At 44.2% G+C, this 17417-nt stretch carries 14 protein-coding genes and 1 tRNA gene; 5 read left to right on the forward strand and 10 right to left on the reverse strand.

What is annotated here, in order from left to right:
- Nucleotides 1-106: 106 nt before the first annotated feature.
- Nucleotides 107-1657, reverse strand: coding sequence for an AbgT family transporter (locus E4N66_RS08120; protein WP_253674189.1), 1551 nt, complete (start codon nucleotides 1655-1657; stop codon nucleotides 107-109).
- A 304-nt stretch (nucleotides 1658-1961) separates the two neighbouring features.
- Here E4N66_RS08120 and E4N66_RS08125 point away from each other — a divergent pair, with 304 nt between their 5' ends.
- A complete protein-coding gene (locus E4N66_RS08125; protein WP_253727607.1) occupies nucleotides 1962-3299 on the forward strand; it encodes an MATE family efflux transporter in 1338 nt (445 codons plus the stop codon).
- Nucleotides 3300-3340: 41 nt separating this feature from the next.
- On the opposite strand, the gene E4N66_RS08130 is transcribed toward E4N66_RS08125, so the two are convergent.
- The 4 genes from E4N66_RS08130 to E4N66_RS08145 all read right to left on the reverse strand — a co-directional run bounded on the left by E4N66_RS08130 (nucleotide 3341) and on the right by E4N66_RS08145 (nucleotide 8102).
- Nucleotides 3341-4624, reverse strand: coding sequence for an ABC transporter substrate-binding protein (locus tag E4N66_RS08130; protein ID WP_253727608.1), 1284 nt, complete (start codon nucleotides 4622-4624; stop codon nucleotides 3341-3343).
- A gap of 139 nt (nucleotides 4625-4763) precedes the next feature.
- Nucleotides 4764-5318 (reverse strand): hypothetical protein, encoded by a 555-nt coding sequence (locus E4N66_RS08135; protein WP_253727609.1) that lies wholly within the window; start codon nucleotides 5316-5318, stop codon nucleotides 4764-4766.
- Nucleotides 5319-5412: 94 nt separating this feature from the next.
- Nucleotides 5413-7587 carry a TIGR03545 family protein gene (locus tag E4N66_RS08140; protein WP_253727610.1) on the reverse strand — a complete coding sequence of 725 codons (2175 nt, stop codon included), beginning with the start codon at nucleotides 7585-7587 and terminating at the stop codon, nucleotides 5413-5415.
- Between the two features lie 2 nt (nucleotides 7588-7589).
- Entirely contained in the window at nucleotides 7590-8102 is a 513-nt protein-coding gene (locus E4N66_RS08145) for a TIGR03546 family protein (RefSeq protein ID WP_253727611.1), read from the reverse strand.
- Between the two features lie 410 nt (nucleotides 8103-8512).
- On the opposite strand from E4N66_RS08145, the gene E4N66_RS08150 reads away from it, so the two are divergent.
- Genes E4N66_RS08150 through E4N66_RS08160 form a run of 3 tightly spaced genes read left to right on the forward strand, consistent with a single transcriptional unit; the run spans nucleotide 8513 to nucleotide 11865 of the window.
- Nucleotides 8513-9199, forward strand: a complete 687-nt coding sequence (locus E4N66_RS08150; RefSeq protein ID WP_253727612.1) for a LolA family protein — start codon at nucleotides 8513-8515, stop codon at nucleotides 9197-9199.
- Nucleotides 9200-9236: 37 nt separating this feature from the next.
- The gene (locus E4N66_RS08155; RefSeq protein WP_253727613.1) at nucleotides 9237-10355 is read left to right on the forward strand and encodes a helix-turn-helix domain-containing protein; all 1119 of its coding nucleotides are present in this window, start codon (nucleotides 9237-9239) and stop codon (nucleotides 10353-10355) included.
- Entirely contained in the window at nucleotides 10348-11865 is a 1518-nt protein-coding gene (locus tag E4N66_RS08160; RefSeq protein ID WP_253727614.1) for a MiaB/RimO family radical SAM methylthiotransferase, read from the forward strand. Before E4N66_RS08155 ends, E4N66_RS08160 begins: the two co-directional genes overlap by 8 nt.
- Before the next feature lie 139 nt (nucleotides 11866-12004).
- On the opposite strand, the gene E4N66_RS08165 is transcribed toward E4N66_RS08160, so the two are convergent.
- The 3 genes from E4N66_RS08165 to E4N66_RS08175 form a co-directional block, all read right to left on the reverse strand.
- On the reverse strand, nucleotides 12005-12388 hold the full coding sequence (locus E4N66_RS08165) for a type II toxin-antitoxin system HicB family antitoxin (RefSeq protein ID WP_044012882.1): 384 nt from the start codon (nucleotides 12386-12388) through the stop codon (nucleotides 12005-12007).
- A 4-nt stretch (nucleotides 12389-12392) separates the two neighbouring features.
- Nucleotides 12393-12584, reverse strand: coding sequence for a type II toxin-antitoxin system HicA family toxin (locus E4N66_RS08170; protein ID WP_044012884.1), 192 nt, complete (start codon nucleotides 12582-12584; stop codon nucleotides 12393-12395).
- A 606-nt stretch (nucleotides 12585-13190) separates the two neighbouring features.
- Nucleotides 13191-13263, reverse strand: a tRNA-Pro gene (locus E4N66_RS08175).
- Nucleotides 13264-13589: 326 nt separating this feature from the next.
- On the opposite strand from E4N66_RS08175, the gene E4N66_RS08180 reads away from it, so the two are divergent.
- On the forward strand, nucleotides 13590-15242 hold the full coding sequence (locus tag E4N66_RS08180; RefSeq protein ID WP_253727615.1) for a nucleoside kinase: 1653 nt from the start codon (nucleotides 13590-13592) through the stop codon (nucleotides 15240-15242).
- A 10-nt stretch (nucleotides 15243-15252) separates the two neighbouring features.
- Here the strand turns inward: E4N66_RS08180 and ybaK are convergent, their stop codons facing one another.
- Both ybaK and glgA read right to left on the reverse strand, forming a co-directional pair.
- Nucleotides 15253-15723 carry a Cys-tRNA(Pro) deacylase gene (ybaK, locus tag E4N66_RS08185; RefSeq protein WP_253727616.1) on the reverse strand — a complete coding sequence of 157 codons (471 nt, stop codon included), beginning with the start codon at nucleotides 15721-15723 and terminating at the stop codon, nucleotides 15253-15255.
- A 44-nt stretch (nucleotides 15724-15767) separates the two neighbouring features.
- Nucleotides 15768-17240, reverse strand: coding sequence for a glycogen synthase GlgA (gene glgA, locus E4N66_RS08190; RefSeq protein WP_253727617.1), 1473 nt, complete (start codon nucleotides 17238-17240; stop codon nucleotides 15768-15770).
- Nucleotides 17241-17417: the final 177 nt, after the last annotated feature.

The raw sequence follows: 17417 nt of genomic DNA on the forward strand, positions 1-17417 counted from the left end.
AGCAGCTTAAAAAATTTTAACCAGTACTGCCTGTATGCGGCTTATTAATATTTCCTCAATATATTACCAGCAAATACCGGCTCCCGCAAGCGGTTCCCTAAATGCCTTATAACGTTAAGAATGCTCCCGGACCGAGCGGTAAACCGGTTACATACCAAATAATCATCAAACCGAGCCATGAAAGCAAGAATGCGATTGAATACGGCAACATCATCGAAATCAATGTTCCGAGACCGGAGTCATCATCATACTTTTTCATAAAGACAACGATCATCGCAAAATAGCTCATCAACGGAGTAATGATATTGGTGCTGGAATCTCCGATACGGTATGCAACCTGCGTTAAAGCCGGTGAGAGGCCGAGGTTTACCATCATCGGTACGAAGATCGGCGCCATAATCGCCCATTTTGCAGAAGCGGAACCGATAAAGAGGTTCAAGAAGGCGGAAATAATTACGAATGCGATGATTAACGGCAAACCGGTAAAACCGATACTCTTTAAGAAGTTGGCGCCGTTTACGGAAATGATCGTTCCAAGGTTTGTCTTCCCGAAGTAGCTGACAAACTGTGCCGCAAAGAATGCCAGTACGAGGTAGCCGGCCATTGAACTCATTCCGTGTGTCATTCCTTTTACGAGATCTCCGGAACTCTTAATTTTTCCTAATTTCTTACCATATACTAAACCGGGTATCAAGAAAAGGAGTAAAATAACGGGGAGCAAACCGCCGTGCATAAAGTTGCTGAGAGAACTGACACCTGTTTTTGGATTTACTTCGCTTAAGATGGCGAGAGACGGAAGACCGGGTAAACCGAACATCCCGACAAGAAGCACGGCTACCATAATCAGAATGGAAATACCGGCAAGTTTTAATCCCTTTGTTTCTTCTGCGGAAACAGGCATATTGTCCGGCTTATACGTTCCGTGATATTCACCTAAGTTCTTTTCTACAATTTTTTCGGTTACCAAGGTTCCAACGATTGTCAACAATACTGTTGAAGCCATCATAAAGTACCAGTTACAGGTAGGATCGAGCGGGATATCCATACCGGCATTGTGGAGCGCTTCAATAGTGATACCGGTTAACAGCGGGTCGGTGGTTCCCAGAACGAGGTTTGCGGAGAAGCCGCCGGAAACACCGGCAAAGGCTGCAGCAAGACCTGCGAGCGGATGCCGTCCGGCATTCGCAAATACAATAGCTCCGAGCGGAATAACTACAACATAACCGGCATCGGAAGCAATGTTACTCATAATACCGGCAAAAACGACAACAGCAGTCATCAGCCGGGGGTTAACATTGGTGAGGAGCTTTTTCAACGAGGTATTGATGAGCCCTGTCCACTCGGCAACGCCGATACCAAGCATTGCGACCAATACTGTACCGAGCGGCGCAAAACCGGTAAAGTTTTTCGTTGCGCTGTTCAAAATATAGCGAAATCCCTCGACATTCAAAAGTGAAATAGCCTTTATGGTTACTTCCTGTCCTTTTTTCGCGTCAAAGTAGGTAACCGGCGCACCGACAGCCGCTACAATGGCAGAAATAAAGACAACGATAATGCTGAGAATAAAGAATAGCATCGCCGGATGAGGCAACTTATTCCCGATCCTTTCAACACCTTTGAGAAAGCCCGAGACTTCCTTGTTCTTTTTTGTACTCATAAGAACTCCTAGAAAATGGTTTTCGCATATCATAATGCGATAATACTGTCATATTATATACGATGATTCCCGTATTAGCAAATATAAATTTTAGTAATATCAATATTTTTTTCCCATATAAATCTACCGTAATCCGCGAAAAGCGGTTGATGCGGTGTACTATTAGACATCTCTAAAAATGAAAGTTTTTAGAAGTTCCCAATTGATGAACTGTTATATATGGTTGACAATCTATTTCCATTTATATATAGTTCTTTTTATCAAATAACTGACGATATCGTCGGTTTCTGTTTTAGGAGTTCTTATGACGGATAAACGGGAAGAGCTTATATCGGGAAATATATTCAAGCTCATGCTAAAGTTGGGTATACCGGGCATTATTGGTATGCTGGTGATCAGCTTGTACAGCTTTGTCGATGCAATGTTTGTCGGGCGGTATGTAGGTGAAAAAGCGCTCGGCGCAATCAGCGTTGCGTATGCTTTTACGTTGGTGAATAACGGTATTGCGGTACTGATCGGGATGGGCTCCGCCTCGATTTTGTCGCGGGCAGTCGGCAGAAAAGATCAAAAGACCATCGATGCGGTGATGGGTAACGTCTTTGTACTGGCAGTGATGATGTCATCCGCGGTGATGATCGTCGGCTACATCTTTGCACCGCAACTGTTGAGCCTTATCGGAGCGGAAGGGGAAATGCATGCAATGGGCGTGCAGTATTTACGGATTGTGTACCTTGGCTCCATATTTGTCAACTTCGGACAGGCTTCTAATATGGTACTGCGCGGCGAAGGAAGAATTGCGCTTGCGATGATTATCATGGGATCAGGCGCCGTGCTGAATATTGTACTCGATGCGCTCTTTATCATCGTATTCAAGCAGGGGCTTGCAGGAGCAGCCGTTGCGACGGTTATTTCTCAGGCAGTTTTTGCACTGTTCAGCTTTTTCTACTTTTTATGTTTCAGCAAAAATGTCCGCTTTAAAACCTTTAAATTGGATAAATCAATTGTCGGAGAAACAATTGCAATCGGTATGTCCGGTATGATTATGCAGGTACTTTCGTTGGTACAGCAAACAGTCATGTATTCGACGTTGAAAAAATACGGTGGAGAAGATCAAGTAGTTCTGATGGGTGCATTCTTCCGCTATTTGATGCTGAGCTTTATTCCGCTGTGGGGATTAAGCCAAGGATACCAGCCCTTTGTCGGTACAAACTTCGGCGCAGGACTTTTTGACCGGGTAAAAAAAGGAACTGGTATGTTCTACGGCTTCGGTCTTTTGCTTGCAATAACGGCATGGGCTATCTTTTTACTGAGTCCCGAAAAGGTATTGGGCTTGTTCATTGATAACCCCGTACTCATAGCACAGGGAAAAACCAATACTGTTACCGCTATGATCATCTTCCCTGCGCTTGCAATTATGATATTGAATATGACACTCTTTCAGGCCATCGGCAAGCCGAAACCCGCCGGTATTTTAGCGATTTCCCGCCAGCTCGTGCTTTTTGTGCCTGCCGTGCTTATTCTTCCTCATTTTTTCGGAGCGCGGGGAATATGGCTTGCAATGCCGCTCGTTGACGGAATTGTCGTCGTGCTCTCCGTCATCATCATGATAAAGATATTCGCAACCGACCTTGCAAAAAAGTAATATTTTGCTAACGCAGCTGTGTCGTTTATTTTCAAAAGGGATCAAGGCTTGTACCACTTTGCAAGACCTTTTGCAAAAGCATCGGCAGCTTGCTGAGGAGTTTTTTTACCTTTCATAACGGCAATTACTCCTTCATTCATCAAAGTATAGCCGGACGGTGTCCCGTTCATTAACTTAGGCCACACAAAGCGAACATCCTGTCCCCGTCCGGTAAGGAGTGCGTATATTTCGGCACTTTGAGGACTTGTGATAGTATGAGCCCCATTGAACATAGAATAAAAACCGCTCGGCAGATATTTTGAGACAACGGCGGTACCTTCGGTCGTACAAAGCCACGCTAAGAAGTCCCAAGCTTCTTTTTGATGCGCTCCGTTCGCATTCATCGCTATTCCGACATCGACATGGAAGCAAATTTCCGGTTTTTTTCCGGCCGGAGGCGGAAAAGCGAAATTTCCCCATTCAAATGGTAACTCTTTAAAGCTATCGAGTGTCCAAGACCCATCGGCATACATAGCTGCTTTACCTGTTGCAAAAAGCATATTTGAATCGGTATACGTTAACGACGCAAAATTTTCCGGACAATAAGGGGCAATATCCTTCATTGCAGTAAAGGCGGCAATCATATCGCTATCGTTAAAGGGACGCAAACCGTTTTCATATTTATGCCGGCCTTTTTCACCACCGATAAAGTTCGGTAATAGCCCCATCATAAAACATTCATTGATATCCCAGCCATCGGCAAGTCCGTTTGCAAACGGGGTATACCCGGCATCTTTTAGCTCTTTACAGGCAAGCAACAGATCTTCCCATGTAGTAGGAATAGGGAGCCCAACCCTTGCAAAAATCTCCTTATTATAGTAAATACTCTGCACAACGGCGGCAATGGGAACCGCAAAGGATTTACCGTCGGCACCACGCCATGCTTCTCTACTGCTTTCGGAAAAATTTTCCTGCAAATAGGGCAAATCGTTTATATCTGCAAAAAAACCTTTCTCATACAGCTCTTCTTCCGCTGTATAAGATCGGGCAAACATTAAATCTGGTCCAATTCCATTGTCCAGCTGTGAACGCAGCTCAGCATTGTAATTGGTAGGATTAATCGGCTTAAATTGAATACATACACCGCTCACTTTTTCATATTCAGCAAGCAAACGTTTCCACGCTTCCGAATCATCTGTGCGCCATGAACCTAGTGTTAAAACAACCTTTTCGGTACTGCCTTTTTTTGTATGCGTTTCCGTGCTTTTTGTGCATCCAATAGAGACCAAGCCGGCACTTACTATCATCAAAAGACTCAGTATACCTGCGGTTACTCGTTTCCGCATTTTTTCCCCTCCTCAATTATGGCGAGTAAAATTAATCCCTCTCAAATCTTTTGTAAAAATACCCGTAACTTACACCGGTAAACGGTATCTGTCAATCTGTTAAAATAAATAAATCAATAGAGTAAGAATAGAAGACAATTTAAAAATTAGCAAGAAAATAAATACCGAGAAAGATAGCCAAACGTGCTTTCTCTGCCGAAAGCTTAGGCTGCGCCGTAAGGCATTCAAGGTAATACCAAAAAAGTCCGAAATCGGGATCAATACGAATCGCGTACTCTAAAAACCCTTCATTGTCGATTTGCGATCCGAAAAGCAATAACACCACATCATGCAAGACACCGAGGCATTCAGGCAATAATTCCGCATAATCAACAGGATTTTCCGCCTGCTGCATGGATTCACAAAAACAGCGGAGCCGATAAAGCACATCTTCTTTTACATCTTCGTCGGCTTTTTCTACCCACATCTTATCGACAAGCAGCCGTACATTTTTTTCAAAGCTGCGGATAAGGTTGATTTGATAGTGCTGCGTAATCGGTTCAGCACCGGTAAACACCTGTTCAAATGTCCCCCCTGCATGAAAAGCCCTGGCAATAAGCAATGCTTGTACGGCAAGTACTTCGGCATCCTCTGCAGAGAGAAATGCCGGAAGATATTCAACAGCGGCCTTATGTATTTGTTCCGGCAGTTGCATATCGATATCGTTAAAAATAGATTGGAGCATGCCTAAAAATGGTATTTAATTTATTTTTTGTCAAGTAGTTTCCGCTTTAAAATACCCCATTATTTTACCGGCCGAATAAACCTTTTAGCGTACTGCCGGCCGCATCTTTGAGCGCATCCTTGCCTGCCTGCTCGATGCGTTTCGTAACTTCGGCTTTGCTTTCTTCCAGTTTTTTTTGCAGCATATCGGCAGCTTGTTTTTGATTCATAACAAGTTTTTCAATACTGCCGAAGTCGCCCAGCTTTTCGTTTAAAGGACCGGTGTATTTTTCCAATTCGGCTTGAGCTTCTTTAAGCGCCTTTTGCTTTATGGCTGAAAGTTCTTTGTTGATTCCTTTTTGCAGCGCCGCAAGAAAAACCTTGTCCGCATCGGTTGCAATGTCCATATTCAAATCAGACTGGGAAAACTCCGCCTTGATTTTAAACCGCATATTTTTAACCGCTGCAAGCGACTCATTGTAAATGCGTGAAATAAAATCGGGTTCAAACGAATCAGCCGTAAGGCGTACTTCGTCGAAGCTAAAATCCGCGTCGATACCGACATGCCCGTCGCGCTCAGCCTGTATACCAGCCTGTATTTTTGCCCTCCCCTCAAAAGACGGAACGCCGGCAATGTCGAGCACGGAAGCACCGAGCGCCTGCAAAGCTGAAGAGGGATTAAACGCAGCGCTATAGCCGCTTCCGGTATATTGCATTTTCAATAAGGGATAATTGAGTTTCTCTCCGACATTTACGAGCCCTTCTCCATTGTGCATACGCTTGCTTTCGAAAAAAGCACTTTCATCAAAATGAGCGCTGAACGATACGGGCTTTCCCCAACGGTCAGGATCATTTGAAATATCGTTTATGCGTCCTTCAAAACCCGTTCCGTTTGCAAGCATTTGCTGAATTAAAAACGACGGATATATGTCTGCGCGGTATTGGATTGTTCTGCCCGGAAGCCGCCGGACTTCTTGACGGGTCTTTTGTTTTTTTGCGGCCTTTTTTGATCCCTTGTTGAAATTGAGCGCAGCATTAAACGCTTTTTCCGCATACGGATAATATTTTCCGAGGACGTTGTATGCAGCGGCTTTTATAGTTTGTGCAAAAATGTTTTTTCCGTCGGCAACCGTAAACGAGCGGATTTTATTGATTTCTCCGTTAACAAAATCGGTATCCTTTTTTACCGCGTTGAAAGCTTCCTTTGCCGCAAGCTGCACGGTCTTAGCGTCTTTTTGCAAATCCTTAACCGTCGTGTCGCTCAACGCTACAAGTTTTTGACCGTTTTTTATCGCAGCGTTAAGTTCTTCCAAGACCGTCTTCAATTCGGCAATGTCTTTAATTGCCTGATAATCGCGCCCGATGACTTTTTCCGAGCTTTTTCGAAAATCGTTTACGGCAGATTCCAGTTCTGCAGGACGCTTTTCCCACACCGCTACAATTTGAGCGACTGTCTCCTGTGCCTTTTGCGCCGCAGCAGGCGTTTGCAGCTGTTTAAGTGCGTTGTCCAAAAACTTTTGAGGATTCAAACTTTCGAACATCGACGAAACGATTTTTTTGCCCTGTTCAAGTGCATCTTTTTGCCGCTCTTTTATAAGCAACGCTATTTTACTATCGCCGGCATCTTTATCCTGCGCTTTTTTTACAGCCGCCGGAAGCTCGCCCGATGTTTTGCGATCGGTTCCGAATGCCATGCCGGAAACTTCGAGGTTTTGACACACAAAGCGTTTTTTTAAAAGCTGCGTTAAATTAAAATCGAGCTGAATTTTTTGCGCTTCAAAAACGTTTTTCATCGGTGCATTTTTATCCGCAGCAGCAAGACCGCGCACGGTAACCGATGCATCCAAGATACCGACGTGAACCGAAGCGATATCGACTTTAGCACCCGTGATTTTTTGCAAACCTGCCGTTAAAGCACGCTTTGCAAGCGGATCTTTAAACATAAGAACGGCAAGCACAACACCGACAACAACAGCTGCAACGGCGGCAAGCGGCACGAGGTTTATGCGTCCTTTTTGCCGCTTTATCTGTTTGCTTAAAATTTTTAAGCGCTTAAAATCTTTTACGTCGTATTCGATACGATGAATCCGCAATTTAGCCGGATCCTCTTCATCGGCGGAAAACTGTGCCGCAACAAATTCGCGGTCTGCCGGTATATAGAGCTTTTTAAGCAGTTTTTTTTCGAGCGACTTTTCCGTATATGTCTTTTTAAACATCCAGGGAAGTTTTTTGAAAGGTATCTTCTTTTGTTCTTGTGTCATATTTATACCTCGGTAAAAAAGCCGGCAATTTTCGCGACAAAGGGAACGTGATAAAGAGCCTGCACGAATTTACTCCGTGCAAGCGCCGGTGCAAGATATGTGCGCCACGATTTAGTGAAAATCCTTATCACAATGTATACCGGAATATACAGTATCAAGCTGAATACAATAGATCCGGCGACTATCGTGTTGTTGAATTTCGTAAAGGCGACAAAAGGAATGTCGAGCAAAGCGGCATAGACCGGCTTCAACGACGAAAAGGTCAGCACGGCATAGCCTAACGAGTCGAACAGCGGATCAAAAAACCGGGCGAACAAACTTGCAACCAGTATCGTGAGCAAAAAGGCTCCCCTGTTCATACGCACAAAAAGAAAAAACACAAACAGTAGGTACCACAGCACGTTATCCTTCGGCATAAAACCGAGGAGCATTCCGATTGCAACGGCGTGAGCGATTTCCCCCGGATGTGAATTCGTATTGAGCGATTTAAGCAGTTTTACAATGTACGAAAACATATTTTCTCCGTTTTACAGTTTCGATAAAGCTGTTTTACAGCTCTTCGCATTTTTTTGCGGGTATCGGGTATATTATTCAACATTACCGTATCGATTATGCTTTTCTTTACAGCTCATTCATTTGAGACACTCATCAGCATCTTTGAAAGATGATACCGCTTTTTATCAAATCTTTCAATGCTGCCGCATCCCCGAAACCGCGCCTACTCCGTTGCTGAGCTATCAGTGATTCGTGCGCCGTATCCGATAGAAATATCGGAATGCGATGTTCTCAGATCATCGGGGGATTAAGTCATATAAACGAATAAATCATTATAATGAAACAACTTATTTCATAACACCTATAAGTAATTTTCGAGAGCAATTTTCCAAATATTGACTTTATCGCTCATTTCTGCTTTACTGATTGAATGAAAAAAACAATCGTTTTTGCTGCCGTTATATTCGGCTTTTATATAACAGCATTTTGTCAATCCATTACGACTGCAAACGTATTCTTTGCCGGAATGTCCGAACAATACGGTGCACTCTCGGATTACACAGCTAATCTCACCGTTTCAACCGGCTCCGGCTCAAAGGTTCAGACAATGGAAGCCACCGTCTACTTTAAACGGCCGAATCGGCTCCGCATTGATTTTACCAAACCGAACGAGCAGGTCATTCTTTTCACCGGCGACACATTGACCATTTATGTTCCCTCCTATCGGATGGTGTTAAACCAAACGATAGAAAAAGATTCCTCTGCGGGTACAGCCAACCTTGCCACGCCCCAAGGCCTATCGCTGTTGAAACGCTCGTACACCATTGCGTATGAAACAGGAGCCGCGCCTCAGCCTTTGGAAGAAGGCTCCTCCGAGCAGGTCGTGGTACTTGCTCTTAATAGACGGTCGGCTTCAGAAACTTTTAGAAATATCCGGCTGCTTGTTTCGCCTGAAACGAAGCTTATCAGACGAATTGAAGCATGGCCCATTTCGGGCAGCAAGATCACATTTGATTTTTCATATTATCGATTGAATACAGGAATTCCGGATTCCCGCTTTTTATACGATATACCGCCGAATGCGGATATGATGAATAATTTTTTATTTGAAGAATAATGGAACAATTACCCCGCCGAAATATAGGAAGGAATAGATGCAGGATATAGGCAATGTATTAGAAACAGCACGGAATGAAAAACAAATAGGGCTTGAACAGGCTTCGCGGGAAACAAATATTGCCCGCCGCTATTTAGAGGCGCTTGAAACCGGTATGTATGAAGTCTTTCCCGGAGAGCCGTATGTTGTCGGATTTCTACGGAACTATGCAGAATACTTAGGCTTAAATCCTAATGAATGTGTTACATTGTATAAACAGGCAAGAATACAAGAAACAGCGGTTCCGCCTGAAACACTTATCCCGCAAAAGTCATTTACCGTTCCCCGCAGCGTATTTATCGGAATAGGAGTATTCCTGCTTTTAATAGCAATCTTTTTCGTCGGTAAAATATTGATTACAAAAATCGGTACGGCGATGAAAGACAGACCCGTACAACCGGCTAAGCAAACGGAAATTATAGAAAAAAAAGAGAAGGCAGCCTACACGCTTTCCCAAGAAGTCTTTGAAAAACGGCTCTTTAAGGGCGATACGATCACACTCCCCATCAATGGAAAAGATTACCGAATACAAGTTGAAAAAACAGCGCCTGAACTGTATCTTGCAACGGATATCGGAACACAAATCATTGCATTAGGTCAGAGCCTTGTATTGGATCTGAACGGCGATGTTACTGCCGATGTGAAAATTTCCGTTGAAGATATCGATACATCCGATGAATCGAAAGGCGCATTGGTGGAAATACTCACCACAGGTTTTTCGGAACCGGTTTCTACAGAAACACCCGCAATAAAAATTCCCGATCAGGCAGTTCAGCCCGAATCTGCAAAATACAAAGTACTGTTCGATGCAGGTTCTGCATATCCGGTAACCTTAAACGCAACCTTCCGGAGCTATTGTCTCTTCCGCTATGAACAGGACAAAGCCAACCGTGACGAACGGTACTATCAAAAATCGGAACAGCTGACGGTTCAGGCAAATAACGGTATTCGTATTTGGGCATCAAATGGAAATGCCGTTAAAATGCAAATTATTGCAGGTGGAAAAACCATCGATATAGAAGTCAGCCGTCCGGGTGAAGTCATCGTTAAGGATTTAAAATGGATCAAAGATGATGAATCGGGACGCTATAAATTTGTGGTAATGGAAGTTGACTAAGCGTTTTTTTCTTGATCAGCATGGATGCGCTAAAAATCAGGTAGACGGTGAGCTGCTTATCGGCATCTTAGCCGATAAGGGCTGGCAAAAAACTAGCGAACCGGAGAACGCTGATCTCATCATTGTAAATTCGTGCGGCTTTATTGAACCTGCAAAACGTGAATCGATTGAAGCCGTTATCACCGCCCGAACAGCCTACCCTCAAGCAAAAATTTTACTGGCGGGCTGCTTGGCGGAACGGTATGGGGATATATTTAAAACCGACTTTGAAGAAGCCGATGCCTTTTTCGGCAACGGAGACTTATCGAAGCTCCCCATACTTATCGACCGACTCTTTCCGGATGTACCGGCTGCTCGGCAACAACTGCCGCGTGAACATGATGAACCGATTCATTCTACCGAACACAGCCGTCCGTTCCTTAAACCGGCTCAGGAAGGAGTCTGCTGCGGGCAGCGTCCGGAATTATTAAACTTTCCCCGTTCCGCCTTTATCAAAATTACCGAAGGCTGCGATAATTGCTGTTCATTTTGTGCGATACCGCTGATACGCGGCTCAGTGAGAAGCCGGCCGCTTGACAGTATTGTCAATGAGATACGGGGGTTTGTGCAGCAAGGATATAAAGAATTTAATCTTATCGGGCAAGACCTGGCAGTGTATGACGCCACACCGCCTCTAGACAAACTCAGCAGCCGGCTTAACAATAACTTGCCCGCATTGCCAACTCAAACGAAACAAGGGCTTTCGGGATTGGCGCAGCTTTTACACGCGATTTCCGGTATTGAAGGAACATTCAGCGTCCGGCTGCTCTACATCCACCCCGATCATTTTCCGCCGGATATCTTGCCGATTATGACTGCCGACACCCGCTTTCTCCCCTACTTTGATATTCCCTTTCAGTCCGGCTCCGATCCGGTCATCCGTGCGATGAACCGTTGCGGCTCTGCCGAGACCTATCTCAAGCTGATAGAAACCATCCGCGCAGCTTTCCGCACCGCGAAAAGCCCCTACAGGGAGGCGGTCATCCGTACCACCTTTTTAACAGGCTTTCCGGGAGAAACTCAAGCTGATTTCGAGCGGACGGCAGCCTTTTTACAGGCAGCACAGAGCCTCTGGTCAGGAGCATTCGCCTATTCGCAGGAAGAAGGAACCAAGGCTGCCGATATGAAAAAACAGGTGCCGGCAAAAATTGCCGAACAGCGCAAGACAGCCCTTAACGAACTGCAATTAAAGATTACAGAACAAAAACTTGCCGCTTTTTGCGGACTGGAAACGGACGTTCTTATCGAAGAGATTATCCCGCAAGAACAAAACCATGAAGAAGAAAACACACAATGCTGCATTGCGCTCGGTCGGGCATGGTTCCAAGCGCCGGAAGTAGACGGTGCTGTAGTTGTCAATTTTTCCAAAGCGCAAAAAGACAGCGAAGGGCAGCCGATAACTGCCGGCAGTCTGGTTCGGGTACGGATTACCGCCCTGCGCGGGATTGACCTCGAAGCGGACGCACTTTGAGTTTAACCGGCTTTTTAAAGATATGATAATCCGTATATATGTGCCATAGCTGTAAGTTAATGCTTTCTTTTATATCACCTCTATAATCCTACAGCCTACAAAATTCTTTCATAAAAGTTATTAACTTTTATGAAAGAATTTATATGCCAATATGCAAGCGCGTTTTTAGAGCACATTGCAACTCTTGCGAAAAATTTAATCCTGCATTTTCGGCAGCTTCAGCAAGCCATGCAGGAATTGTTAAGTTTTTACGAACACTTTTTTCCTGTGCCAGGTATTTACGGTCGGTTTTTACCAGTGTAATAAATTCCGCATCTTTCGGTTTTTCTATATCCTCTATAGCTGTCGGATTGGGCAGTGTCTCTCCATCCTTTAAAAGCAAAGAGATACGTCCTGTCAATGCTTCCTCTGCCATTATCAACGCTTCTTCCAATGTGTCTCCCATCGTTGCAAGTTCTATATCATAAAATACAACCGAATAACCGTTTTCATCTTTATAAAACATTGCCGGATAAATATACATAGTCTTACTCCTCCTTTAATCCTGCTTGTTTAAGAATACTATTTACTACAAACTTCGAAAGCTCCTTGTTACCATGAAATGGAATAGTAACCTTCCCTTTTTTAATCGGATGCTCATAGTGATGATGTGACCCAACTATATCACGTTTTATCCATCCGTCTTGTTTTATCATCTTCTCCATTTCTTTAAAGTTCATAAAATGATAATACGCATAAATACACATTCAGTCAAGTTTATCAGAAGTGGATAATTGAAAACAGGACCACACAATTGCACCGTTCCCTATTTCCAGTATATGTAAGGACTAACTTACGTTAAAAAGCTTTTTTATGAAAAAAACCTTGTATTTACCAAGAAATCAACAACCCCGACGCAAGCGTCGGGGCACAGTGCTCAATGTTTCGCACTGTGTGTGCGATCTGGCACGGATGCCGGTGGTTCCAAACAGAAACGAGTTTTTTGCTTTGTAAAAAACTCGCAGTCAAAAATGTACAAGGATGTATATTTTTGACGAGGTGGTTGCAGTCGGCTTTAATACCCGCCATCGAATAAACAACTAAGAATACGAGAAAACTGTATAAAATCGTGATTTGTCTAAGAAAAGAAGCCTACAATTCGGGTTTTTAGAGGTACCCTTGTATTATCAAGTAACTGATGGAGCATTAAAATGAAAAGATACGATGAGCAAAGGCGGTTGGAATTGAACCAACTGCCCTCGCCGCAGCTTCCCTCGCTCCTATACAGGGGGTCTTCCTTTGCTCATCTTGCAAAAGCATAACGTAATCATCGCTGAAATAAACTATCGGGATGGAGGGATTTGAACCCCCGATCTTCTGGTCCCAAACCAGACGCCTTAGCCCCTAGGCTACATCCCGTTATACAAATTACCGGTAACTGACATATCGCATACACCCAGTTACTTCGTAAGAGTTGTAACTTTACTGAAAATAAAGTATCCTGTCAAGCGGAAGGTCGCAGGATAAACGCATCAGATGAATAAAGCATAATCTGTGATTTTTGAAAAGAGATTTTCCGTCAGCCTTTTAAAAATAGGAGGTGCAGATGCAAGGCGCAAGAGCAAATTAACCGCAGGCGTATCTTTGATACGTTGAGGATTAATTTGTTCGCAGCAACGCAGAAGATGCCCTCATATTTTTAAAAGGAAACTGATGCGGTTCTTCTGATAGATATGGAGGCTTTTATGAAAGGGTTTGAGATTACATTTCCGGACGGTTCAAAAAAACAGTTTGTCGAACCGATTCCTGCACGTGCCGCATTGGCATATTGTAGAGAGCCGGAGACGGTTGCATTCGGTATGAAAGTAAATAACGAATTGGTTCCGTTAAACAAGATGATCGATGTGCGCGCTACTATAAAGCCTGTCTTAAAAGGGACTTATGACGGCTCGAATATTTACCGGCGCACACTGTGTTTTCTGTTAGCCGCCGCGGCACGAAAGGTATATCCCGATTTACGGCTCTTGGTCGGACACAGCTTCGGCTACTCGTACTATTACACCTTTGAAGGCGCCCATGCCTCCGATATCGATCTCAAACTAATCGAAGATAAAATGCACGAAATGGTCGATGCGGATTTACCGATACAAACGCAATCCGTCGCTTATGCCGAAGCCTTGGAGCTCTTCGCAAACACCAATCAGCCCGATGCGTACCGGCTACTTTCCTACAACAGTAGACCGAAAATCACAATCAACATACTCGACGATTATTACGACTTATACTTCCAGCCGCTGATGGATCGTGTCGGCTATTTAAAAGTATTCGGATTAATGAAGTATGAAGACGGCTTTTTACTGCGCTTTCCTGCAACCGCCGACACTGACACACTTCCTCAATTTAAAGATATCCCGCAGCTTTTTACCGTATATAAAGAATATAAAACGTGGGGTAAGATGATTGGCGTTTCTTCCGTCGGTCAATTAAATGAAATTATCGAAAGCCGTAAAACCAAAGACTTCATTGAAATCACGGAAACGTTACAGAATAATAAATTGGCACATATTGCCGAACAAATCAAAAATAAGGGAAACGTCAAAGTAATTCTGATTGCGGGACCGTCAAGTTCAGGAAAAACGACCTCTGCAAAAAAACTTTCAATGCAGCTGCGAGTCGTAGGATATGAACCCTATGTTATCAGCCTCGACGATTATTATGTCGGCAGGGATAAAACACCGCGCGATAAGGACGGAAAATTTGATTTTGAGTGCCTCGAAGCATTGGATGTCCCGCTTTTAAATGAACTGCTGCTGAAGCTGTTTGCCGGTGAAGAAGTTGAACTGCCGTCTTATAATTTCAAAACAGGCGAGCGATTTTACACCGGAAAAAAACTCCGCCTTAACAGCCGCTCTATTCTTATCTTGGAAGGAATACACGGATTAAACGACAACTTAACCCCACAGATAGACGCTTCGCTTAAATTTAAGATATATCTTTCGGCATTAACACAGCTGACCTTGGATGATCACAACCGGATACCGACTTCCGATAACCGGCTCTTGCGGCGTATCGTGCGCGATGCGCAGTTTAGAGGAAGTTCCGCTTCGATTACCATCGGTATGTGGTCTGATGTGCGGGCGGGAGAGGCTAAACATATTTTCCCGTACCAAAATACCGCCGACGTTATCTTTAATACGGCGCTCGATTATGAACTTTCGGTACTGAAAATTTATGCGGAACCGCTGCTCCGCGCAGTAAAGCCCACCGATCCGGCATACAGCGAAGCATCTCGGCTGCTCATCTTCCTGAACAACTTCCTTTCGGTCTCTCCGTCATTTGTACACGGGCAGTCCATTTTACGGGAGTTTATCGGCGACAGCGACTTTTCGTACCATTGATGTTTACACGCTACCCTTCGGCAATGTCGCAAAAAGCCGCGGCGCAGATTTCTTGCAAATCTGCAGGGGCAATGCATAGCATATGCCCCCGTTCCCCGGCACTCACATAGATACGGTCATACAGCTGTGCGGTTTCATCGATAAAAGTAGGGAAATGCTTTTTCATGCCGAGCGGGGAACAGCCGCCACGAATGTAGCCCGTTGTTTTTTGCAGCGCATCGAGTTTAAGCGGTGTTATCTTTTTACCGGTTATATTCCGTACCTTTTTCAAACTGACTTCCAAAGGCGCGGGTGCGCAAAAAACGAAAACGTCATTATCCTCGCTTATCATGACAATCGTTTTAAAAAGCATATCGGGTTCAATATTCAACTTCTGCGCAGCGGATACCGCATCCAAATGCGCCTCATCCCACGCATATTCAATGCTGGTATAAGAAACACCCGCTGCCTCCAAAATACGCATTGCATTCGTCTTTTTCATGATTTAAAGCTTGTCCGTATCAATATTCAAGGTACTCTTAATACTTATTGAGGCTTTTTCCTATCGATAGCCTCTTGATACACGGCAAGATACTGTTTTGCAGACGTATCCCAGGTAAAATCTTTTGCCATACCCCGCTTCCGCATTTTAACGATGTGTTCGGGGTTCTTAAACCACGCATTTACCGCCCAATTAACGGTATTATAAATACTGTCGGGGGTAAGCAGATTCAGCACAAAACCGGTTCCGTCTCCCGTTTGCTCATCATAGTTTTCTACCGTGTCTGCAAGCCCGCCGGTATTGCGTACGATAGGCAATGTTCCATATAGCAGCGAATACATCTGATTAAGCCCGCACGGTTCATATCGCGACGGCATCAAAAAGAAGTCGCTTCCGGCCTCAATCAAATGGCTCAACTTCTCGTCATAGCCGATATAGACGCGTAAGTTCGGCAGGCGTTTTGAAAGCGCCAGTAGTTCATCTTCGCACCACCGGTCACCGGCACCAAGTACAATCAACTGTAAATTGATATCGGTACATATCTTGAATGCCGCACCGTAAGACGGCCCGAATAACTCTGCAATCCCTTTTTGATCGGTCAACCGTGTTATCATACCGAACACCGGAACTTTTTCATCCTGTGGGAGTCCCATATATTTTTGCAAGGCTTCTTTATTCTTCGCTTTTTTCGCAAGAGAGCGGGCGGTGTAATTAAAAGGAATGTGCTTATCCGTTTTAGGACTCCACACGGAAGTATCGACACCGTTCAAAATACCGGTTAAAGCCTCTTTGCGGAAACGGAGAATGCCGTCCATCCGGAAACCGTACTCCGCACGTTGTATTTCCTGGGCATAAGTAGGAGATACTGTTGTCAGCCGATCGGCAGAAAGCAATCCGGCTTTTAAGAAATTCATTCTGTCCCAATCCTCAAAACCGGCCGAATAAAAGTATATCCAATCAAGTCCCGTATCCACATAATTCGTTTTATTGTAAATTCCCTGGTAGCCGATATTGTGTACCGTAAAAACACTCGCTGTTTCTTGAAAATCAAGATACTGTGTGTTGAATTTTAACAGCACGGGCACAAGCGCCGTCTGCCAATCATGCGCGTGCATCAGATCGGGAATCCAATGCTGCTTTCTGCAAATCTGGAAGGCTGCATGGCTTAATATCGAAAACCGTTTGGGATTGTCATTAAAATCCGGTTCAAAAGCGGAACCGTACAACCCGTCGCGGCCGAAACTTTCTTCATGATCGATAAAATACACCGGTATATCCGAATTAGGGAGTGTCGATTCAAACACTTCCGTCCAGTATTCCCTATCGCCGATAGATACCCCCATCGCGCCGGGAATAGGCGTTAAATTCTTTTTATCAATTCTATAATAACGCGGCATAACAATCCTGACATCATGCCCGAGTTCTTTTAATGCATAGGATAAGGCAGATACGACATCGGCTAAGCCGCCTGTTTTCGCAAAAGGAACCGCTTCACTGGTTATCATTAATATTCGCATGGTAATACCCTCCTTGTCAAATTATAGCACGGCTTACAAAATTATAAAAGAGAAAAGAAAAGTATCCATTATTCGTGCAGAAAGTTTAATACTCCGGCACTCTGCATTGGAAATATTGACTCTGGTTACTCGGATGCAACTTATTGCTTGCGTATTTTTATATTTTTATACATAATA

The organism is Treponema sp. OMZ 857 (genome assembly GCF_024181085.1).
In the GTDB taxonomy this organism is placed as follows: domain Bacteria; phylum Spirochaetota; class Spirochaetia; order Treponematales; family Treponemataceae; genus Treponema.